Source organism: Neobacillus sp. NPDC093182 (assembly GCF_044754045.1).
The window spans coordinates 644591-667461 of the sequence record NZ_JBIVOI010000001.1 but is presented as its reverse complement, the minus strand read 5'-3'; the positions used below and the strand labels follow the sequence as shown (position 1 = coordinate 667461).

At 39.9% G+C, this 22871-nt stretch carries 21 protein-coding genes and 1 tRNA gene; 19 read left to right on the top strand and 3 right to left on the bottom strand.

Translation table 11 applies throughout. The features are described 5' to 3' along the window. The first annotated feature begins 47 nt into the window (after nt 1–47). From ACIQAA_RS03540 to ACIQAA_RS03520, 5 genes are all read left to right on the top strand, one after another. Nucleotides 48–1100: a GerMN domain-containing protein gene (locus ACIQAA_RS03540; RefSeq protein WP_402615042.1), complete on the top strand. Its 1053-nt coding sequence runs from the start codon at nt 48–50 to the stop codon at nt 1098–1100. Between the two features lie 133 nt (nt 1101–1233). Further along, complete coding sequence (rph, locus tag ACIQAA_RS03535) at nt 1234–1986, top strand: ribonuclease PH (RefSeq protein ID WP_402615039.1); 753 nt, start codon at nt 1234–1236, stop codon at nt 1984–1986. A 12-nt stretch (nt 1987–1998) separates the two neighbouring features. Further along, nucleotides 1999–2607, top strand: a complete 609-nt coding sequence (locus ACIQAA_RS03530; protein WP_402615036.1) for an XTP/dITP diphosphatase — start codon at nt 1999–2001, stop codon at nt 2605–2607. A gap of 2 nt (nt 2608–2609) precedes the next feature. Further along, the gene (locus tag ACIQAA_RS03525; RefSeq protein WP_402615034.1) at nt 2610–3128 is read left to right on the top strand and encodes a metallophosphoesterase family protein; all 519 of its coding nucleotides are present in this window, start codon (nt 2610–2612) and stop codon (nt 3126–3128) included. A gap of 110 nt (nt 3129–3238) precedes the next feature. Continuing rightward, nucleotides 3239–3315, top strand: a tRNA-Arg gene (locus ACIQAA_RS03520). Between the two features lie 22 nt (nt 3316–3337). Here the strand turns inward: ACIQAA_RS03520 and ACIQAA_RS03515 are convergent. Further along, nucleotides 3338–3919, bottom strand: coding sequence for a hypothetical protein (locus ACIQAA_RS03515; protein ID WP_402615031.1), 582 nt, complete (start codon nt 3917–3919; stop codon nt 3338–3340). Nucleotides 3920–4186: 267 nt separating this feature from the next. Between ACIQAA_RS03515 and ACIQAA_RS03510 the strand changes: the two genes are divergently transcribed. From ACIQAA_RS03510 to yihA, 6 genes are all read left to right on the top strand, one after another. Next, complete coding sequence (locus tag ACIQAA_RS03510) at nt 4187–5212, top strand: tetratricopeptide repeat protein (RefSeq protein ID WP_402615028.1); 1026 nt, start codon at nt 4187–4189, stop codon at nt 5210–5212. Nucleotides 5213–5363: 151 nt separating this feature from the next. Continuing rightward, complete coding sequence (gene tig / locus ACIQAA_RS03505; protein ID WP_402615025.1) at nt 5364–6641, top strand: trigger factor; 1278 nt, start codon at nt 5364–5366, stop codon at nt 6639–6641. A 394-nt stretch (nt 6642–7035) separates the two neighbouring features. Further along, nucleotides 7036–8298, top strand: coding sequence for an ATP-dependent protease ATP-binding subunit ClpX (gene clpX / locus ACIQAA_RS03500; protein WP_402615022.1), 1263 nt, complete (start codon nt 7036–7038; stop codon nt 8296–8298). A gap of 162 nt (nt 8299–8460) precedes the next feature. Then, a complete protein-coding gene (lonB, locus tag ACIQAA_RS03495) occupies nt 8461–10128 on the top strand; it encodes an ATP-dependent protease LonB (RefSeq protein ID WP_402615019.1) in 1668 nt (555 codons plus the stop codon). Between the two features lie 203 nt (nt 10129–10331). Next, on the top strand, nt 10332–12659 hold the full coding sequence (lon, locus tag ACIQAA_RS03490; protein WP_402615017.1) for an endopeptidase La: 2328 nt from the start codon (nt 10332–10334) through the stop codon (nt 12657–12659). Next, nucleotides 12656–13237 (top strand): ribosome biogenesis GTP-binding protein YihA/YsxC, encoded by a 582-nt coding sequence (gene yihA / locus ACIQAA_RS03485; RefSeq protein ID WP_402615015.1) that lies wholly within the window; start codon nt 12656–12658, stop codon nt 13235–13237. Before lon ends, yihA begins: the two co-directional genes overlap by 4 nt. A 31-nt stretch (nt 13238–13268) precedes the next feature. Here yihA and ACIQAA_RS03480 read toward each other — a convergent pair whose 3' ends face one another. Continuing rightward, nucleotides 13269–13757: a LiaI-LiaF-like domain-containing protein gene (locus ACIQAA_RS03480; protein WP_402615012.1), complete on the bottom strand. Its 489-nt coding sequence runs from the start codon at nt 13755–13757 to the stop codon at nt 13269–13271. 232 nt (nt 13758–13989) lie between these two features. Between ACIQAA_RS03480 and hemA the strand changes: the two genes are divergently transcribed. The 8 genes from hemA to ysxE all read left to right on the top strand — a co-directional run bounded on the left by hemA (nt 13990) and on the right by ysxE (nt 22626). Then, nucleotides 13990–15330: a glutamyl-tRNA reductase gene (gene hemA / locus ACIQAA_RS03475; RefSeq protein WP_402615009.1), complete on the top strand. Its 1341-nt coding sequence runs from the start codon at nt 13990–13992 to the stop codon at nt 15328–15330. A 12-nt stretch (nt 15331–15342) separates the two neighbouring features. Beyond that, nucleotides 15343–16176, top strand: a complete 834-nt coding sequence (locus tag ACIQAA_RS03470) for a cytochrome C assembly family protein (protein WP_402615006.1) — start codon at nt 15343–15345, stop codon at nt 16174–16176. Between the two features lie 9 nt (nt 16177–16185). After that, a complete protein-coding gene (hemC, locus tag ACIQAA_RS03465) occupies nt 16186–17124 on the top strand; it encodes a hydroxymethylbilane synthase (RefSeq protein ID WP_402615003.1) in 939 nt (312 codons plus the stop codon). Beyond that, nucleotides 17118–17891 carry a uroporphyrinogen-III synthase gene (locus ACIQAA_RS03460; RefSeq protein WP_402615001.1) on the top strand — a complete coding sequence of 258 codons (774 nt, stop codon included), beginning with the start codon at nt 17118–17120 and terminating at the stop codon, nt 17889–17891. The genes hemC and ACIQAA_RS03460 overlap by 7 nt, the downstream gene beginning before the upstream one ends. A gap of 32 nt (nt 17892–17923) precedes the next feature. Then, nucleotides 17924–18904 carry a porphobilinogen synthase gene (gene hemB, locus ACIQAA_RS03455; RefSeq protein ID WP_402614998.1) on the top strand — a complete coding sequence of 327 codons (981 nt, stop codon included), beginning with the start codon at nt 17924–17926 and terminating at the stop codon, nt 18902–18904. A 27-nt stretch (nt 18905–18931) separates the two neighbouring features. Continuing rightward, complete coding sequence (hemL, locus tag ACIQAA_RS03450; protein ID WP_402614995.1) at nt 18932–20218, top strand: glutamate-1-semialdehyde 2,1-aminomutase; 1287 nt, start codon at nt 18932–18934, stop codon at nt 20216–20218. 183 nt (nt 20219–20401) lie between these two features. After that, nucleotides 20402–21502 carry a stage VI sporulation protein D gene (gene spoVID, locus ACIQAA_RS03445; RefSeq protein ID WP_402614991.1) on the top strand — a complete coding sequence of 367 codons (1101 nt, stop codon included), beginning with the start codon at nt 20402–20404 and terminating at the stop codon, nt 21500–21502. An 86-nt stretch (nt 21503–21588) separates the two neighbouring features. Then, nucleotides 21589–22626, top strand: a complete 1038-nt coding sequence (ysxE, locus tag ACIQAA_RS03440; protein ID WP_402615606.1) for a spore coat protein YsxE — start codon at nt 21589–21591, stop codon at nt 22624–22626. 17 nt (nt 22627–22643) lie between these two features. Here the strand turns inward: ysxE and ACIQAA_RS03435 are convergent, their stop codons facing one another. Next, nucleotides 22644–22841: a hypothetical protein gene (locus ACIQAA_RS03435; RefSeq protein ID WP_402614988.1), complete on the bottom strand. Its 198-nt coding sequence runs from the start codon at nt 22839–22841 to the stop codon at nt 22644–22646. Between the last annotated feature and the right edge of the window lie 30 nt (nt 22842–22871).

The following is a 22871-nucleotide window of genomic DNA, read 5'->3' as shown; positions in this document are numbered from 1 at the left end:
TAGGCTCGTATACATGATAGTACAAACTGTCTTAGGAGGGAAAAAATATGTCTAAAAATAAAGTAAAACCCCTTGTTACAGCCGTTTTTGCTTCAACACTTCTATTATCGGGGTGTGGTTTGTTCGGTAGTGAAGAGCAGAAAAAGGTGGATCCGCCAAAGCAGGTTACCGTAACCGATACAAACCCGACTAAGGAAACCACCGGTAAGAGTGAGAGTGAAGAAGTGGAAGGAACAGTAAAAACAGAGTTATACTTAATTAATAAAGATGGGTTAGTGGTGCCGCAAACATTAACACTGCCAAAAACTTCTTCCGTAGCGAAGCAAGCCTTAGAATACTTGGTTGCAAACGGACCAGTTACAGACATGCTGCCTAATGATTTTCGCGCTGTGCTGCCTGAAGAAACACAAGTTTCCGTTAACATTAAAGATGGTGTAGCGGTGGTTGACTTCTCGAAGGAGTTTAAGAACTATCAGCCTGAAGATGAAAGAAAGATCCTTGAAGCAGTAACTTGGACACTCACACAATTTGATACAGTGAAAAAGGTAAAGCTTCAGATGAACGGACATGATTTAACAGAAATGCCTGTAAATGGAACGCCAATCAGTGAGAATCTATCCAGAGCTACAGGTATCAATCATGATACTGCCGGCGTTACAGATATTACAAACACAAAGCCAGTCACCGTTTATTACATCGGCGGTGAAGAAGGAGCTTATTATTATGTACCTGTTACAAAACGGGTTAGCACGAGCGAAAAGAATAATGTCGTCGCAGTTGTGAATGAACTTGTAAAAGGACCAAATATTAAATCTAATTTGGCTTCGGAGTTTATGCCAGACGTTGAACTTCTAGAAGCTCCGAAAATTGAAGATGGAAAGGTAACCTTAAACTTTAATAAATCCATCTATGGAAGCTTTGAAGAAAAAATTGTTTCTGAACATTTATTAAACGCTCTTGTCCTTTCATTAACGGAACAAAAGGGGATTGAAAGTGTTGCCGTTACAGTAGATGGCAAGGCAGAACTGGTAAACGATAAAGGTGAAAAAGTATCCGAGCCAGTCACTCGTCCAGAAAAAGTCAATACAGGTAGTTTCTAAAAATAGATTTTTGATATACTATATAGTGACAATCAGAGAGGTTGCCTTTAGGCTTCCTCTTCTTTATTTGATTTTTAAAGATTGCCTGAAAAACGGTGGGAGAGGTGTTCCCATACATAAGGAGGAAACAAATTTGCGTGTTGATGGAAGAGAACGACTGCAATTAAGACCCATACATATTGAAACAGGTTATTTAATGCACCCGGAAGGCTCAGTGCTTATTTCCGTTGGGAATACAAAGGTAATTTGTACGGCAAGCATTGAGGAAAGAGTTCCGCCTTTTATGCGCGGCGAAGGCAAAGGCTGGATTACAGCTGAATATTCTATGCTCCCTCGTGCAACGGAAACAAGAAACATTCGTGAATCTTCAAAAGGGAAGGTCACCGGCAGAACGATGGAGATCCAGCGATTAATTGGACGAGCATTAAGAGCCATTGTTGACTTATCTGCATTGGGTGAAAGAACGGTGTGGATTGATTGTGATGTCATACAAGCTGACGGTGGAACAAGGACTGCTTCGATTACAGGAGCATTTGTCGCGATGGCGATTGCCCTCCATCGACTCGGTGAGAAAAAGGGGACAAAATTCCCAATTACAGATTATTTGGCGGCTACCAGTGTGGGAATTTTAAAAAATAACGAAACCGTTCTAGATTTAAATTACGCAGAGGATTCTAAAGCGCTGGTCGATATGAATATCGTTATGACAGGAAATGGTGAATTCGTAGAATTACAGGGGACCGGCGAAGAATCCACTTTCTCTTACCAACAGCTTCAGGACCTTTTAGGTGCTGCTCAAGAAGGACTGATGGAGCTTTTCGAACATCAAAAAAGTGCGTTAGGGGAAGAAATTATAGCGAAAATTGAAGCAAGACGAAAGAAATAAGGGGATACGGAGATGAAGGAAGTTATAATTGCCACCAAAAATCCAGGCAAGGCAAGAGAATTTGAACATATTTTTGCACCGAGAGGGATAGCAGTCCGTACACTGCTTGATTATCCTGAAATAGAGGATGTAGAAGAAACGGGTTCATCTTTTGAAGAAAACGCCACGTTAAAAGCAGAAGCGGTTTCACAGCAATTAAATAAAATGGTGATTGGCGATGATTCTGGTTTAATCGTAGACGCCTTAGATGGCCGGCCAGGTATATACTCAGCACGATATGCTGGTGAGGAGCCTAAAAACGATCAGAAAAATCTTGAAAAAGTACTTTTTGAATTGCAGGGGGTTCCTGAAGAAGAGCGTACGGCTCGATTTTATTGTGCACTGGCAGTAGCTGTGCCAGGGCAAGAAACCATCACCGTAGCCGGGACATGTGAAGGACGAATTCTTGTGGAACAAAGGGGAACAAATGGATTTGGGTATGATCCTGTCTTTTATGTGCCGGAAAAAGGCCGCGCGATGGCAGAACTATCTTCCGATGAAAAGAATAAAATAAGTCATCGAGCGAATGCATTGAAAAAGCTTGAAGGTATCTTAGATTCTATAGTGGAGAGAGCGGAATAATCATGAGCAAAGTTCTAATTGTTAGTGATAGCCATGGTTTAACGAATGAGCTCGAGATTTTAAGAGAGCGGCACATGAACGAAGTAGATTTAATGATTCATTGTGGCGATTCTGAAATGATGCCAGACGAGAAAGTGATGAATGGTTATTTGACGGTGAAGGGAAATTGCGATTTTGGCGCTTATCCGCTGGAAACTACCACGGAGATTGCTGAACGTAAGTTCTTTGTTACTCATGGTCACAAGTATTCAGTTAAATCCTCATTAATGAACTTACAATACAAGGCAGCAGAGATGGGTGCAGATATTGTCTGTTTTGGACATTCTCATGTATTAGGAGCAGAAGTTATTGGAAATACTTTGTTCTTGAACCCAGGGAGCATACGCATGCCAAGGGAACGCTTAGAAAAAACGTATGTCATTTTAGAGTTATTAGATGCAAAAATCAAAATGTCTGTCTATGACATCAGTGGACGGGAACTTAAAGATTTGGCGTTTGAATTTGATTTGCCAAAAGGATGAGGGAAGATTTCTTCTTCCCCCCATTTTATTTTTTAAAAAAGTTTTAAAATGATGTTGACTTTAATGTATATGGATTATATAATAAATCTTGTCGTTGAAATACTTATTACGTCCCAGTAGCTCAGCCGGATAGAGCATACGCCTTCTAAGCGTACGGTCGGGAGTTCGAATCTCTCCTGGGACGCCATTTAACTACATACCAATAAATATTACTCACCTTCAGAAGGTGAGTTTTTTTGTTTTGTTAATCCTGCAAATGGATTGTGCCCGAAAATCAGCAGAAATCGATTTAGGGGAACAATAATCCCATGATTGTGCCGATAAATCAGCAGTAATGGAATTAGGGTAACAATAATCCCATGATTGTGCCGATAAATCAGCAGTAATGGATTTAGGGTAACAATAATCGCATGATTGTGCCGATAAATCAGCGGTAATGGATTTAGGGTAACAATAATCCCATGATTGTGCCGATAAATCAGCGGTAATGGATTTAGGGTAACAATAATCCCATGATTGTGCCCATAAATCAGCGGTAATGGATTTAGGGTAACAATAATCCCAGGATTGTGCCCATAAATCAGCGGTAATGGATTTAGGGTAACAATAATCCCAAGATTGTACCTATAAATCAGCAGTAATGGATTTAGGGTAACAATAATCCCATGATTGTGCCGATAAATCAGCGATAATGGATTTAGGGTAACAATAATCCCATGATTGTGCCTATAAATCAGCAGTAATGGATTTAGGGTAACAATAACCTCGTAATTGTGCCCGTAAACAAGCAATATCGGATTTACGGCAACAATTGCTCTCCCTCCCCTTTAACAAGGTGAGTTTTTTTGTTTTTCTTACAATTCATGCTACACTATTTTCCATATAGATTATGTCTAGCTTTAGCGCCTAGGGGCTCGAGCGCTTCGGTCCTGCTAATGAAGTCAAAAACCAGACTTCACCTGCAGGCCCTCCAGCGCTGGTCGCCCCAGGGAAAAAATGAACTACTTTTTTCCTTGGACAAGGCGCTGACGCTTTTCGTGCAGAGGACGGTACAAAGTATGAAAAAACGGGAACGAGCGAAACGGAAAGATAATATAATATTCCTTCCCGGACTCGAAAAGAGATTGACGGATAAGGGACTTGAGAGCCTTCAGAACAAGAGATATCAAGAAGCCATTACCCTGCTTGAAGAAGCGAGGGTCCATGACCCAGAAAATAGTGACATATTAATAGGTCTCGTGCTTGCTTACTTTGAAGCAGGAGCCTATATAAAAGCAAAAGAACTTGCGAATGAAATGCTCTTAAAAGGTATTGGCGATTATTTTCATATGGTCGATCTGTATCTGACCATCTTAATACAGCTGCATGAATATCAGGAAATTGTTTCAACCATTGAAGCCCTGTTTGACGAAAAAGAGATTCCACCGGACAGGCATGATCATTTCCTCACCATCCTGCAATTCAGCAAACGGATGGCTGACAATAGTCAGCAGGAACCAGTTGAAGAAGCAAAAAAAGAGACCCATCTGAAAGAGCTTAAACTATCTTCTCTAAAAAATTTAAATGAGCAAATGCTGGCGATTTCGAGTTTGGCAGAGAAAAATATTCGTCCCTATATGGATGAAATCAAAGAGTATTTAAACTCAGAGGATGGCCATCCATTCTTAAAAACTATGCTCCTGACCCTATTAAAAGAGCAGGAATATGATAAGGAAGTAGTGGTGAAAAAGTTTAATGAGGACTTAAGCATTGTCCCCACAGAACTTCCAGACATTCAAACGCAGCCGCGAATGAAGGAAATAGAAAATATACTAGAAGCAAAATTAGAAAATAGTGACCCTGTTCTATTTGAAAATATTAAAGGGATGGTAGAAAGGATTTTCTTTATAAGTTATCCCTTTGAGCTCAAGCCTGAAGCTGTGTCGGCCTGGGCTGCGGCCTTTAACCTGCTAGTTCTTAATTATCTAGGCGGAGAACCAGATGCCGATGATATTTCAGATGAATACGAGATTTCTACCGAAAAAATAGAGCTGGCACTCGCAAAAATAAGAGAATTAGAAGAAATTTCTTATCCCAATATATAGGTAACTCTGTTGAAAGAAAAAAATCCTGTGTTATAATGTAAGGGTTGCATTGTGTAAAACTATCTTTTACATAAAAAAGGATCATGTACAAGGCATATCCTACCAATTTCGTTACGAATGAAATGATAATAGATTGTTGGAGGGAAATAGTATGACAGTAAAATGGGAAAAGTTAGAAGGAAACACGGGTGTCCTTACTGTTGAAGTAAGCGCAGAAAAAGTAAATGAAGGATTAACTGCAGCTTTTAATAAAGTTGTTAAGACAGTAAATGTACCTGGCTTCCGTAAAGGAAAAATGCCTCGTCCAATGTTTGAAAAGCGTTTTGGCGTAGAATCACTTTATCAAGATGCATTAGATATTCTTCTTCCAGAAGCGTACGGAAATGCAATTGACGAAGCAGGTATCGAGCCAATCGACCGTCCTGATATCGATATCGAGCAAATGGAAAAAGGCAAAGAACTTATCTTCAAAGCGACTGTACAAGTTAAGCCTGAAGTAACATTAGGCGAGTACAAAGGTTTAGAAGTAGAAGAGTTCGACACAACTGTAACTGACGAAGATGTAGCAAAAGAATTAGAAACTCTTCAAAGCCGTCAAGCTGAGCTTGTAGTGAAAGAAGAAGGTACGGCTGAACTTGGCGATACTGTTGTACTCGACTTTGAAGGATTCGTTGATGGTGAAGCATTTGAAGGCGGAAAAGCTGAAAATCATTCACTTGAATTGGGTTCTGGCTCTTTCATTCCAGGATTTGAAGAGCAGTTAGTAGGAGTAGCTGCTGGCGAATCTAAAGACGTAGAAGTATCTTTCCCTGAAGAGTACCATGCAGCTGAACTTGCTGGTAAGCCAGCAGTATTCAAAGTAACGGTTCATGAAATCAAAGGTAAAGAACTTCCTGCATTAGATGACGAGTTTGCTAAAGATGTTGATGACGAAGTTGAAACATTAGATGCATTAAAAGAAAAAATCAAAACTCGTTTAGAAGACAGCAAGAAGCACGAAGCTGAGCACAACCTACGTGATTCTTTAGTTGAAAAAGCGGCTGAAAATGCACAAGTTGATATTCCAGAAGTTATGGTAACAAACGAAGTAAACCGTATGCTTCAAGAATTCGAACAACGCCTGCAAATGCAAGGTATGAACCTTGAGCTGTATTTCCAATTCTCAGGTCAAGATGAAAATGCTTTACGTGAGCAAATGAAAGAAGAAGCTGTTAACCGTGTTCGCGTTGCGTTAACGCTTGAAGCAATTGCAAAAGCTGAAAACATTGAAGTATCTGACGAAGATGTTAATGCTGAGCTTGAAAAAATGGCTGGCATGTACAACATGACGGTTGATAACATTAAGGCAGCACTTGGCGGCGTTGATGGTATCAAAGGCGATCTTCAAAAGCAAAAAGCGGTTGAATTCTTAATCGAAAATAAAAAATAAATAAGTATTGTTAAAACATGGCACGATTTTATCGTGCCTGTTTTTATACATTTTTTCAATTACATATTATAATAAGGACAGGGAAACCTTTTTAACAAGCAGGCAGGAAAAACAGAATTACATAGCGAATTAAGTAAAACCAGCTTTATCAAAGATTTAATTTGTTGAAAAGTGGTTATGCTTAATGGGTACATAGGAATCATTTAAAGTGTGTCCAAACAAAAATCCGCTTTCACAAAAACATAGTTGAAGAAGGCTTTTTATTACCAGTCCGCTGGGTCCATGTGTTACAATGCAATACATACCACTGAATCGTATCGAAAAATGAAATGATTTTTGTTTGTGTTACGCAACTTTAAATAGTGTTACAACACGTTTTCAAGGGGTGAAAGAATTGTTTAAATTTAATGATGAAAAAGGCCAATTAAAGTGTTCCTTCTGTGGAAAGACACAAGACCAAGTACGTAAATTGGTCGCCGGACCAGGTGTTTATATATGTGACGAGTGTATCGAGCTTTGCACAGAAATCGTTGAAGAAGAGCTAGGAACAGAAGAAGAAGTAGAATTCAAAGACGTTCCAAAGCCGAGAGAAATCTGTGAAATTCTTGATGAGTACGTCATTGGTCAAGATCAAGCTAAAAAATCGCTATCGGTTGCAGTTTACAATCATTACAAGCGTATCAATTCTAACAGTAAAATTGATGACGTTGAACTTTCTAAGAGCAACATCGCTATGATTGGACCAACTGGAAGTGGTAAAACTTTATTAGCTCAGACATTAGCGCGCATTCTAAATGTTCCATTTGCAATCGCTGATGCAACGTCTCTTACTGAAGCAGGATATGTAGGTGAAGACGTTGAAAATATTCTTTTAAAATTAATCCAAGCTGCTGATTACGATGTGGAAAAAGCTGAAAAGGGTATTATTTATATTGATGAAATTGATAAAATTGCCCGTAAATCAGAAAATCCATCGATCACAAGAGATGTTTCTGGTGAAGGTGTACAGCAAGCATTATTAAAAATTCTAGAAGGTACGGTTGCGAGCGTTCCACCTCAAGGGGGACGTAAACATCCACACCAAGAATTCATTCAAATCGATACAACAAATATTTTATTTATTTGCGGTGGTGCGTTTGATGGAATCGAACCAATCATTAAGCGCCGCTTAGGTCAAAAGGTTATTGGTTTTGGTTCTGATGTTAAGCAACAACAGGAAATTACACAGAAAGAGCTTCTTTCTAAAGTATTACCTGAGGACTTACTCCGCTTCGGTTTAATTCCTGAATTTATTGGTCGTCTTCCTGTAATTGCAAGTCTTGAGCAGTTAGATGAGTCAGCATTAATTGAAATCTTAACGAAGCCTAAGAATGCATTAGTTAAGCAATATCAAAAAATGCTTGAAATCGATGAAGTAGAATTGGAATTCGAGGAAGGCGCCCTTAGTGAGATCGCGAAGAAAGCGATTGAACGTAAAACAGGCGCACGTGGATTACGTTCTATCATTGAAGGAATCATGCTAGATGTTATGTTTGACCTTCCTTCTCGTGATGATATTCAGAAGTGTATCATTACCAAAGAAACGGTCGTCGACAATAGTCTTCCAAAGCTTGTCTTAGAAGACGGAACCGTTGTAGCAGAAGAAAAATCTGCTTAAAATATGCAACCCTAGAGAACCCAGTATAATCGCTGGGTTCTTTTTTTTGCAGATTATACATGACAACAAAAACAGTTTCTTACAATTTGTGGTTTATTCCCTCTCTATGCAGGAAATACTTATAAACAACTACTTAAGTTTACTGTAGCAGGAGGGAAAATTATGAGTTGGACGGGGATTGCCTTATTTATACAGCTGTTTTTTGGAATTATCATTGGGCTGTATTTTTGGAATTTGCTAAGGAACCAACGGACACAAAAGGTTTCCATTGATCGGGAATCCCGTAAGGAAATGGAACAGCTTCGAAAGATGAGATCAATATCATTAACAGAACCATTAGCTGAAAAAGTACGTCCGACTAGCTTTCAAGATATTGTTGGACAAGAAGATGGTATAAAGTCATTAAAAGCAGCGCTATGCGGACCGAATCCTCAGCATGTCATTATTTATGGACCGCCTGGGGTAGGGAAAACAGCAGCTGCTCGATTAGTTTTAGAAGAAGCGAAGAAAAATCAAAAATCTCCATTTAAACAAAACTCTGTATTCATTGAATTAGATGCGACAACGGCTCGGTTTGATGAAAGAGGTATTGCCGATCCGCTAATTGGGTCTGTTCATGATCCGATCTATCAAGGTGCAGGAGCAATGGGACAAGCGGGGATTCCACAGCCAAAGCAAGGCGCAGTTACCAATGCTCACGGCGGTGTACTATTTATTGATGAGATTGGCGAGCTGCATCCGATTCAAATGAACAAGTTATTAAAAGTTCTTGAGGATCGTAAGGTATTTCTTGAAAGTGCCTATTATCATGAAGAAAATAATCAGATCCCTACACATATCCATGATATTTTTAAGAATGGACTGCCGGCAGATTTTCGCTTAATTGGTGCAACAACAAGAACTCCAAGTGAAATACCGCCTGCGATTCGTTCCCGCTGTATGGAAGTTTTTTTCAGAGACTTAACGCAAGAAGAAATCATTCAAGTAGGGCAAAAAGCAGCTGAAAAAGTGAAATTAGATATTAGTGAAACCGGATTAGATATTTTATCTACATATGCGAGAAATGGGCGCGAAGCGGTTAATATGATTCAAATTTCTGCAGGGCTGGCCATTACCGATGAACGAAATTTTATAAAAGACGAAGATTTAGAATGGGTGGCACATTCCAGTCAACTGTCACCAAGAATGGAAAGAAAGATTAATGCTGATTCCCGAGTTGGCCTTGTAAATGGGCTAGCCGTTTATGGTCCAAATACGGGGGCATTGCTGGAAATCGAAGTAACGGTCATCCCTGCCAAAGATAAGGGAACGATTAACATTACCGGGATTGTGGATGAAGAAAGTATTGGCGGACAAGGGAAATCCATCCGCAGGAAAAGTATGGCACGGGGTTCGATTGAAAATGTTATTACCGTTCTACGGTCAATGGGTGTACCAGCTGGTGATTTCGATATACATGTTAATTTCCCAGGCGGGGTTCCAATTGATGGTCCGTCCGCAGGAATTGCAATGGCAACGGGGATTTATTCTGCCATTTACAAAGTACCGATTGATAACAAAGTGGCGATGACGGGAGAAATCAGCATTCATGGAAATGTGAAGCCAATCGGCGGCGTATACCCTAAGGTAAAGGCTGCTCAAAAAGCGGGTGCCACAACCGTTATTATCCCTGAAGAAAATATGCAATCGATATTAAATGAAATTAAGGGAATCCGGATTGTTCCAGTTACTCATTTGAGTGAAGTTTTTGACGTCGCACTCGTCAATAATTTGGCGCACAATCAGGTGATTCCGGCTTCTATCGAGCTGTCTAAAAAAGAATCCATTTAACTTTCTTCACTTCGGTTGTCTGACCGAAGTGTTTTTTATGAAAGAAATCCACCTAGTTGGGGAAAATTAATTATATTGACAAGCAGATCTTGTAACTTTCGTATTATTAGACACATATTTGCAAATGAGATAGAATTGTACAAAGACGATTTCTGCTTTTATCAGCAAGAAAGATTGATTGATGCATGTGGAGGTGCAATTTAATGGCGAAAGAGAGAGAATTGATCGTCCCCCTCCTGCCACTTCGAGGGTTGCTTGTATATCCGACAATGGTCCTTCATTTAGATGTTGGACGTGAAAGATCGGTGGAAGCTCTTGAAAAAGCGATGGTAGATGACCATTTAATTTTTTTAACAACACAAAAGGATATTGCAATAGACGATCCTTCAGAAGAGGATTTATACCAAATTGGTACATTAACGAAGGTTAAACAAATGCTTAAGCTTCCAAATGGGACCATTAGAGTATTGGTTGAGGGACTAAACAGAGCAATAATACAATCATTTCATGATGAGGACGAATATTATGCTGTCAGCATTGTGACCTATGAAGAAGCAACAACAAAGGATGTAGAAGATCAGGCATTAATGAGAACAATGCTTGAGTATTTCGAGCAATACATAAAGTTATCTAAAAAGATCTCCGCGGAAACCTATGCCTCTGTGGTTGATATTGAGGAACCAGGAAGAATGGCAGATATTATTGCTTCACATTTGCCAATCAAACTGAAGGAAAAACAAGAAATTCTTGAAATGATTGATGTCAAGCAGCGAATGAATATGGTTATTTCTACTATTCAAAATGAAAAAGAAGTGCTTAATCTTGAGAAAAAGATTGGGCAGCGTGTGAAGCGTTCCATGGAAAGAACGCAAAAGGAATATTATTTGCGTGAGCAAATGAAGGCAATCCAGAAGGAATTAGGCGATAAAGAAGGCAAGACTGGCGAAATCGCTGAACTTACTGAAAAAATTAAAAACGCGGGTATGCCTGAGCATGTCCAGCAGACCGCATTAAAAGAACTTGACCGCTATGAAAAAGTGCCATCAAGCTCAGCAGAAAGTGCGGTTATTCGTAACTATATTGAATGGCTGATTACGATTCCATGGTCAAAGAAGACAGACGATGATATCGATATACTCCGAGCTGAAAAAATCCTCAATCAGGATCATTTCGGTCTTGAAAAAGTAAAAGAACGAGTGTTGGAGTTTTTATCTGTTCAGAAACTGACCAATTCCTTAAAAGGACCCATTTTATGTCTTGCTGGACCTCCAGGAGTAGGAAAAACAAGCTTAGCCCGTTCGATTGCCAATTCATTAAATCGCAATTTTGTCCGTGTGTCCCTTGGCGGTGTTCGCGATGAATCTGAAATTCGCGGTCATCGTAGAACCTATGTAGGGGCAATGCCTGGCCGAATTATTCAGGGAATGAAAAAAGCAGGTACGATTAATCCAGTCTTTTTATTAGATGAAATTGATAAGATGTCCAGCGACTTCCGTGGTGATCCTTCTTCTGCGATGCTTGAGGTATTGGATCCGGAACAAAACCATAATTTTAGCGATCATTATATCGAAGAAACATATGACCTTTCAAAAGTCATGTTCATTGCTACTGCCAATAACTTGTCAACGATTCCAGGTCCACTTTTAGACAGAATGGAAATTATTACGATTGCCGGTTATACAGAGATTGAAAAAGTTCATATTACAAGAGACCATCTGCTGCCAAAACAGATTAAAGAAAATGGTCTTACAAAAGGAATTCTCCAAGTCCGTGATGACGCGATTCTTAAGGTGGTTAGATATTATACCCGTGAAGCAGGAGTGCGGAGCCTCGAACGACAAATGGCTACCATTTGCCGTAAGACAGCAAAAATCGTTGTCTCAGGTGAGAAAAAACGTGTCGTTGTTACCGAAAAGAATGTAGAGGAGTTCCTTGGCAAACCTAAATTCCGTTATGGGCAGGCAGAAACAGAGGATCAAGTGGGAGTTGCCACTGGTCTAGCTTACACGACAGTTGGCGGAGATACGCTGCAAATCGAAGTTTCTCTATCGCCAGGTAAAGGAAGACTCGTGTTGACAGGAAAACTAGGGGACGTCATGAAAGAATCAGCCCAGGCTGCCTTTAGTTATATCCGTTCTAAAGTCGGTGAACTTGGAATTGAAGAAGACTTCCATGAAAAATATGATGTTCACATTCATGTTCCAGAAGGTGCTGTTCCGAAAGATGGTCCGTCTGCAGGTATTACAATGGCGACTGCTCTTGTTTCTGCACTCACTGGTAAAGCCATTCGCCGTGAAGTGGGGATGACAGGTGAGATTACGCTAAGAGGCCGTGTGCTTCCGATTGGCGGATTAAAAGAAAAAACACTTAGTGCTCATCGAGCAGGTTTAACCAAAGTCATTCTCCCTAAGGATAATGAAATGGATATTGATGATATTCCAGAAAGTGTAAGAAATGAAATAGAGTTTGTGCTTGTTTCACATGTCGATGAAGTTCTTCGGCATGCACTAATAGAAGGTGGATTGCAATGAAAGTAGTAAGTTCCGATATCGTCATCAGTGCCGTCAGGCCAGAGCAGTACCCCGAAACAGATTTGCCTGAGTTTGCCTTAGCAGGCCGTTCGAATGTTGGTAAGTCATCTTTTATCAATAAAATGCTAAACCGAAAAGGGCTTGCGAGAATTTCGTCAAAGCCCGGAAAAACACAAACGTTAAACTTTTATTTGATCAATGAAATTCTTCACTTTGTCGATGTTCCTGGTTATGGATACGCTAAAGTTTCGAAGTCCGAGCGCGCTGCTTGGGGAAGAATGATTGAAACGTATTTTACCTCCCGAGAGCAATTAAGAGCCGCAGTTTTGATTGTTGACTTACGACACCCTCCAACACAGGATGATGTCATGATGTATGATTTCTTAAAGCATTATGGAATACCCTGTATCATCATCGCGACAAAGGCGGATAAAATCCCAAGAGGGAAATGGCAGAAACATTTAAAAGTAACGAAGGAAACGCTGGATCTAGATGAAAATGATCAAATCGTCCTTTTCTCATCCGAAACGGGTGAAGGAAAAGATAAAGCGTGGTCTATTTTGCAAAGTTATATGTAAGAAAAAACGTCAGGCGGATTTCGCCTGACGTTTATTTTTTTCTTTTAAAAAGAAAGTAAATTCCAATAAGAATAATGACCGCAGGCCAAAACTTCCAAACCAAACTCAGACCATTTTGAAGTAATCCAAGATATTCGGCAACTTTATCGTAAAATAATAGCAATAATGCCAATACTAAAAAGAGAAATGCTTGAAACAAGCCATTATTCGTTTTTTGAAAACGAAGAAAATAGCCAATTGATATAAACAATACCAGCATGCCGATGGTATTGTTTGGCCAGATTAAGATTTTACCGGCTAAATGGTAATGAAGGCCAAAACCTGCGATGATGACTCCAGGTAAGATTGCTTCATGATCCTTTGCAGAATATCCCTGTCCTAAAAAAGCGATACCGATAATAATAAGAAGTGTCGGCCAGGAATACAATGTTTGTAGAGCCGTAAAGCCAGATTGCTGTAAAAATAGAAAGGCTCCAAAGCCTATAAGAATAATTCCAGGGAAAATACGCTGATTCTTCATTTTAACACCACTTCCAGAAAGGTTTACTTGAATCTAGTCTATTTTTTTGGTACTGTACATAAGATGATATATTTATTTATTACTCAACTTTTTTTTCCTATATATAGTAACATATAGTTTCGTTTTCTGTTCACATTTTTCGGGTAAATGTTGAAAAAACCCGTGTTATAATCAGACTAGTTAATAATGTATTAGTAGTTTTTGTATTACTTATTGGGGGTGTACTTCAAAAATGCATATTGTAGTGATCGGTCTAAACTATAAAACTGCCCCTGTGGAAATCCGTGAGCGGTTGACATTTAATGAAGCCGAGCTTGGGGATGCAATAAAAAAATTAAATACGAAAAAAAGCATCCTAGAAAATATCATTGTATCTACATGTAATCGTACAGAGATATATGCGGTTGTCGATCAGCTGCATACTGGACGCTATTATATTAAAGAATTTTTATCTGAATGGTTCGGCATTGAACAATCTGAGTTCTCACCTTTTCTTTTTGTTTATGAAGAAGACGGTGCAATGGAGCATTTATTCAAGGTGGCATGCGGCCTTCATTCAATGGTATTAGGGGAAACACAAATATTAGGGCAGGTTCGTACCAGCTTTATGTTAGCTCAAGAACTAGGAACGACAGGTACCGTCTTTAACCAGCTATTTAAGCAGGCGATTACACTTGCGAAGCGCGGGCATGCTGAAACAGATATTGGTGCCAATGCAGTCTCAGTCAGCTATGCTGCTGTTGAACTAGCGAAGAAAATCTTCGGTTCTCTTGAGAATAAGCATGTTCTCATTTTTGGTGCCGGTAAGATGGGTGAGTTGGCGGCGCAAAACCTGCATGGCAATGGTGTAAGAAAAGTTACCGTGATCAATCGTACGTTTGAAAAGGCGAAAGTTCTTGCTAACCGTTTCGCCGGTGAGGCCAAAACGATTGATAATCTTCAAAATTCTTTGATCGACGCTGATATCCTGATCAGTTCAACAGGAGCAAAAGATTTCGTCATTACAAAAGCAATGATGGAAAAAGTTGAGAAAAAGCGTAAGGGCAAGCCATTATTTATGGTTGATATTGCTGTTCCGCGTGACTTAGATCCAAGAATCGCAGAGCTTGAAAGTGTCTTTTTGTATGATATCGATGATTTAGAAGGAATTGTTGAGGCAAACCTTCAGGAGCGGAAGAAAGCGGCTCAAGTCATCATGCTGATGATTGAAAAGGAAATTGTTGATTTCAAGCAATGGCTCGGATTGCTGGGAGTAGTTCCTGTTATCTCGGCTCTAAGAGATAAGGCAGCTGCGATTCAATCCGAAACGATGGTCAGCATTGAACGCAAGCTCCCTCATTTATCGGACAGAGATATTAAGGTTTTAAATAAACATACAAAGAGCATTATCAACCAGCTGTTAAAAGACCCTATCTTACAAGCAAAAGAATTGGCTGCTCGTCCAGACGCTGAAGAGGCATTGGATTTATTTATGAAAATATTTAATATTGAAGAGCTTGTAGAAAAACAAACGAAAGCAGCCGAAACGAATAATGCAGTGGTTCATGTACCGCAGGCTTCCTTTCAGTCATAAGAGGTACTGAATATGTTTGACTTCCATATGACGCGGCTGCACGAATTGACAGTAGTCCTATATGCCTTCAGTGTGTTGTTATATTTTTTCGATTTCATTCACCATAACCGGAAGGCAAACCGTATCGCCTTCTGGTTACTTGCGTTTGTATGGGTTTTACAAACAGTCTTTCTAACTTCCTATATGTTAAAAACGGGAAGATTCCCTGCATTAACAATCTTTGAAGGTCTTTATTTTTATGCCTGGGTGTTGGTAACTCTATCACTTGGAATCAACCGTCTATTAAAAGTAGATTTCATCGTCTTTTTTACAAATATACTTGGTTTTATCGTCATCGCGATTCATACATTTGCTCCGATTAACCATGAATCACATGTCATTAGCAATCAGCTAATGTCTGAGCTCTTGCTTATACATATCACAATGGCCATTCTATCTTATGGGGCCTTCTCTGTGTCATTTGTCCTTTCCCTTCTCTATCTGATTCAATATGATTTATTGAAAAGGAAAAAATGGGGGACAAGGCTTTTGAGACTTGCAGATTTAAGCAAGCTGGAACGATCCTCTTATATATTAGTAGTAATTGGGGTTCCTATGCTGTTGTTAAGTCTAATCCTCGGATTACAATGGGCCTTTTTAAAGGTTCCAGGAATGCCATGGTACGATATGAAAATTATTGGTTCATTTATTCTATTAACCGGATACAGTATCTATTTATACCTCCGTATTGTTAAAAATATGTCAGGCAGACAACTAGCCTTTTGGAACGTCGGTTCATTTTTAATTGTATTAATTAACTTTTTTCTATTTGGTCAATTATCATCATTTCATTTTTGGTACTCGTAGGAGGCAGTCATGAGAAAAATTATCGTAGGTTCTAGACGCAGCAAATTGGCTCTAACTCAAACAAACTGGGTCATAGAACAGCTTAAAAAGCTTGGCGGCAACTTTGAATTTGAAGTAAAAGAAATTGTCACAAAAGGGGACAAAATCCAAGACGTTACGCTGTCAAAAGTAGGCGGAAAAGGTTTGTTTGTTAAGGAAATTGAGCAAGCCATGATGGATAAAGAAATAGATATGGCAGTACATAGTATGAAAGATATGCCAGCTATTCTTCCAGAGGGTCTTACAATTGGGTGCATTCCTTTCCGTGAGGACCACCGTGATGCACTAATTTCAAGAGATCATATTAAATTAATGGATTTGAGGCCAGGTGCGATCATTGGTACAAGCAGCCTTCGCCGCAGTGCACAGCTTTTAGCAAAACGCCCTGATTTAGAAATTAAATGGATCCGCGGAAATGTTGATACTAGATTACAAAAGCTTCAAGATGAAGAGTATGATGCTATTATCCTAGCTGCTGCAGGTCTTTCCCGTCTTGGCTGGGCAAAAGAAACGATCACTGAATTTATCGATGCCGAACTGTGTGTTCCAGCCGTTGGTCAAGGGGCATTATCCATCGAATGCCGTGAGGATGATAAAGAACTTCTTGAACTGTTTGAAAAATTCACTTGCAAGAAAACAGAAAGAGCCGTTAAAGCAGAACGTTCTTTCCTTCATAAAATGGAAGGCGGCTGCCAAGTGCCAATTGCTGGTTTTGCCTATATTGCTGATAATGATGAAATCGTTCTTAATGTCTTGGTGGGTTCGCCTGAGGGTAAGGAAATCTTCAAACAAGAACTTCGAGGGACGAATCCTGAAGAGCTTGGTATCGCCGCCGCTGACCTATTAATCGAAAAAGGAGCTAAGGACCTGATTGAGAAGGTTAAACGGGAGCTCGAAGGTCAATGCTAAAACCATTAGGTTTGAAAGACAAAAAGGTCCTGGTACCTCGTGGTGCAGGTCAGGCCAAATCCTTTTCACAACTTGTCGAAAAGTATGGAGGGATTTCAATCGAAATCCCTCTTATTGCATTTCGGCCAATTGAAATCACAGAGCAGCTACAATCTGCTATGAATCAGATTCATACATATGACTGGATTGTTTTTACTAGCAATGTCACTGTCGAAACGTTCTTTTCTTTTTATAAAAATATTAATCAAAAACCATTTCCGAAAATTGCTGTGATTGGCAGGAAAACGGAAGAGGTACTGCAGGAACAAGGATTTAAAGCAGCGTTTGTACCTTCCGCCTATGTGACCGAGGTATTTACGGACGAGTTCTTGCCTATAGTACCGAGTGGTTCGAAAGTGCTGATTCCAAAGGGAAATCTGGCAAGGGAATATATCTCTGCTTCTCTTAGTAACCATGGTGTCCTCGTTGATGAAATCGTTATCTACGAGACTTATATGCCTGATGAGAGTCGTGAAAAACTAGCAAAAATGCTTGCTGATGATGAACTGGATATCTTAATGTTCACGAGTCCTTCGACTGTTAATCACTTTATGAGCGTTGTAAAAGAGTATAAACTCGAAAATCATATAAAAAGATGTGTGATTAGCTGCATTGGACCCGTTACAGAGAAGAGATTACTTGGATATGGATTGCCCGTCCACGTTTCTCCAGAGGAGTATACAGTAAAAGAAATGATTAAATGCACGATTCAATTTTTAGAAAAATGATATTCGAAAATAGAATTTGGGGGTAAATATTAATGGAACTTCAATTTTCACGTCATCGCCGATTACGTACAAGCGCTAATATGCGTGCACTCGTTAGAGAAAACCACCTAACACCAGACGACTTCATCTATCCGTTATTCATCTATGAAGGTGAAAACATTCGCAGAGAAGTTTCTTCAATGCCAGGTGTATTCCAAGTGTCAATGGATAATCTTCAAGCTGAAATGGACGATATCGTTGTACATGGAATTAAGTCTGTTTTATTATTCGGTATTCCAACCACAAAAGATGAGTGCGGTACACAAGCATTTCATGACCATGGCATTATCCAAGTGGCAACCCGATGGATTAAAGAACATTATCCAGAAATAATTATTGTTGCGGATACGTGCTTGTGCGAATATACCAGCCACGGACACTGTGGTATGGTTGAAGGTGACAAAATTTTAAACGACGAGTCTCTTGAATTACTGGTAAAAACAGCCATCGCCCAAGCCGAAGCAGGTGCGGATATTATTGCCCCTTCGAATATGATGGATGGTTTTGTGGCAGCGATTCGTGCTGGTTTGGATGAAGCAGGATTTAAAGATATCCCGATCATGTCTTATGCAGTTAAATATGCTTCTGCCTTTTACGGACCTTTCCGTGAGGCAGCAGAAGGTGCACCACAATTCGGTGATCGTAAAACGTATCAAATGGACCCTGCAAACCGAATGGAAGCATTCAGGGAAGCAGAATCCGATGTAGCAGAAGGTGCTGATTTCCTAATCGTGAAACCAGGTATGCCTTACCTTGATATTGTTCGGGATGTTAAAAATAACTTTAATCTACCTGTAGTAGCCTATAACGTCAGCGGTGAATATTCCATGATCAAAGCAGCTGCTGCAAACGGCTGGATTGACGAGAAACAAACGGTGATGGAAATGTTAATCGCATTCAAACGTGCAGGCGCAGACCTAATTATTACGTATGCAGCAAAAGACGCGTGCCGCTGGTTAAAAGAAGACAAATAATAACGACTTTGAAAAGAGGAACAGATCATGCGCTCATATACAAAATCAGTAGAAGCATTTAAAGAAGCTCAAAACTTAATGCCTGGCGGTGTTAACAGCCCGGTTCGTGCTTTTAAATCTGTAAACATGGATCCGATTTTCATGGAAAGAGGAAAAGGTTCAAAAATCTATGATATCGACGGTAATGAATATATCGATTACGTATTATCTTGGGGACCGCTTATCCTCGGTCATACAAATGACAGAGTGGTTGAAGGAATTAAAAAGGTTGCTGAGCTTGGTACAAGCTATGGTGCACCGACATTAATGGAAAATGAACTGGCAAAGCTTGTGATTGAACGTGTACCATCAATTGAAGTGGTCAGGATGGTTTCATCCGGTACAGAAGCAACCATGAGTGCACTGCGCTTAGCACGCGGCTACACAGGCCGTAACAAAATTTTGAAATTTGAAGGCTGTTACCATGGACATGGTGATTCCTTATTAATTAAAGCAGGATCTGGTGTCGCTACACTTGGATTACCAGACAGCCCTGGTGTACCTGAAGGAGTGGCTAAGAACACGATTACAGTGGCATACAATGACCTTGAAGGTGTTAAATATGCGTTCGAACAGTTCGGTGATGATATTGCTTGTATTATCGTTGAACCAGTTGCAGGGAATATGGGTCTGGTACCGCCGCTTCCTGGATTCTTAGAAGGACTTCGTGAGATTACGACTGATAACGGAGCATTGCTGATTTTTGATGAGGTAATGACGGGCTTCCGTGTTGGCTACAATTGTGCGCAAGGCTATTTCAATATCACACCTGATATCACTTGTCTTGGAAAAGTAATTGGCGGCGGGCTGCCAGTTGGCGCTTACGGCGGTAAAGCGGAAATCATGCAGCAGATTGCTCCGGCAGGACCAATCTATCAAGCAGGTACACTTTCAGGAAACCCGCTTGCGATGACGGCTGGTTATGAGACCTTAAGTCAATTAACACCAGAGCATTACGAAGAGTTCAAGCGCTTAGGTGATTTACTTGAAAAAGGAATTACAGCAGCGGCTGAAAAATATGATATTCCTGTTACCTTTAACCGTGCTGGTTCGATGATTGGTTTCTTCTTCACCAATGAACCTGTCATCAACTATGAAACAGCCAAAACGTCTAACCTAGAGTATTTTGCTGCTTACTATCGTGAAATGGCTGAACAAGGTGTGTTCCTGCCACCATCTCAATTCGAAGGACTATTCTTATCTACGGAACATACCGATGAGGATATTGAAAAGACGATCAAAGCTGTAGAAATTGCTTTTTCAAAACTAAAATAACACTTTTTAAGGCACTCACCATTTATTTGGCGGGTGTTTTTTTATTCGTGTGAATAGTTAAATGCAACAAAACCCAAACTTTTTCACATAAGAAGGCTTTTTTATCATAAATAAAACTATTGGTTCATAGAGTGTAAGTGACATAGTGATTTTGCTTAAAAGGAAACGAAAGGAGGAGTCGCTTTGTCTCAGGAGAATCAATCGTGCCTGCGATTTTCCTTGGAGGAGTCATTGTGGTTTAGAAAAGGACAGGAAGTGGCTGAACTTGTGTCGATTTCTCTAGACCCGGATATCACCATCCAGGAAAATGATCAATACGTAACCATACGTGGTTCGCTGGAACTAACTGGCGAATATAGAAATGACGAAGAAAGTACAGTGGAAGAGGAAGAAAATGTACCTAACCAAAAGTATGTAGAAAGAGTGGATCCACAAGAGGAAGGTATTTGTGAATTCTCACACCGTTTTCCTGTCGATATTACCATTCCCAACAATCGGATTCAAAGCATTTATGATATCGACGTCATTGTGGAGTCATTTGATTATTCCATTCCAGAGCGCAGTTGTCTTAAACTGTCAGCAGAATTAACCATCAGCGGTTTGTATGATTCAACACAACAAGAGGAAGAAACTGAGGAACAAGAAGAGGAATATGAAGTTCTCCATCGTTATCAAGTAGAAGTTCCAAGAGCAGAAGAACAAGAAGAAGCGGAACCAGAAGAGAATCAATTTGAGGATACTTTCTTGTTTGAGGCTGAAGCAAGAAAACAGCCAGAAGAGGAAAAGGTTGAAGCTTTTCCAAAATTCCCAACCTTTACGTATCAAGAGCCTGAAGAAGAGGAAGAACCTCAGCAGCCACAGCAGCCTGTTGTTTTTGAACATGCACGAAGTGAAGCGAGTGAGCCCGTCCAAGAGGAAGAAATCCTCGAAAAAGCTCCAGTACAGCCAATTGCAGAACAAGAGGCAGAGCAGCCTGTAGAAGCAAAAGAACCAGTTCTAGAGGAGAGTTCTTCTTCGCCAGAGGCACCGCCGAAACAAGTCAAAAAGAAGGCCTCAAAGAAGAAAACCATGACATTAACGGAGTTCTTTGCCCGCAAGGAAGACAGCTCTGATCAAGCTAGAATAAAAGTTTGTATTGTCCAAAAGGGTGATACACTAGATAGTCTTGCCGACCGTTATGACGTATCAGTTCCTAATCTGCTGCGTTACAATAATCTTGAGCTCAATCAAGATGTATATGAGGGTCAAGTATTATATGTACCTGTCGCATTAGCAAAAAAATAATCAACCAAACAACATGGTGAGCGGGTTTTTAACCTGCTCACATCTTTTTAAGGATTTTGCTCTGGCTGAAAGGCAGATGAATGTTGATGCGCGACACATATCAGGTAGATTCACTTATACCCATTTTAAATAACTACCAAGTAAAACCTTATTTTGTTGAGGAACACGGCAATATTAAGAAAATCTATTCCAATAAAGGGACCTTTGCATTAAAGAAAATTGAACCGACAAATGGTACCGATTTTATTCGTCATGTTCACCTTCTTTACCAAAAGGGCTTCAATCGGATTGTCCCCATTTATCCGACCTTGGACGGAAGATATGCCGTTCTCCATGATAAAGCCTTATATTACTTAATGCCGTGGATGTCGAATGAAGTAAAGGAAGACCGGACGCAGAAGCACCAGCAGCTCTTTCGTGAGCTGGCAAGGCTGCACACGATTTCTGCTAAAGACATCACGGTGAATAAAGAGGAGCGGACAGAGCACTACGAAAAAACGATAGCTGTGCTCGATAAGAATCAGGAGTTTCTGGACGGATTTATCGGTGAATGTGAAAAAAAGACCTATATGTCCCCATTTGAATTGGTGTTTTGCTTGTACTATAACGAAATAAGTCAGGCACTTCGCTTTTCAAAAACCAAATTCGAAGAATGGTATGAAAAAACAAAGGAAGAAGAAAAAGCACGAATGGTTATAACGCATGGAAAAATATCATCCGAGCATTTTCTTTATGACGATAGAGGGTACGGCTATTTTATTAACTTTGAAAATGCCCGCTATGGCTCGCCGATTCATGATTTATTACCATATTTATCTCGTTCGTTTAATACCCAGCCACAAAGAAATGATGAAGCCGTTGAATGGGTTTACCACTACTTTAAATTTTTTCCCTTCAAGACAAATGAAAAACTGCTATTCTTTAGTTATTTAGCTTATCCAATTCCAATTATCCAAGTAGTCGAACGCTATTATAAAAAAGAACAGCCAAAAAACGAGCTGAAATTTGTCCGAATGCTCCAGCGCAAATATTGGCATTTAAAGAATTCCGAATATGTAGTAATGAGAATGACGGAACTCGATGAGCAAGAAAAGCAGGCAAAAGAAGGAGCCCAGCAGCAATAAAATTGCTAATTGGGCTCTTAAACAATTTCAAAATAAATCGATACGGCAATCGCAATAAACACTGCTAATAATAAGACGTCAAAGACAGTTGGTATAAATATTGTTCGGATTAATTGAAATATCGTAAACGGCAAAATCAGCTGCTCGCAAACTCTCCTGCAGGTTCGATACCAGGGAGTGTAGGAGTATTTGGTGATAAATTTCCTCCGCTTCATCTCTTCCTTCCTCTCCAAAATGGCATTTCT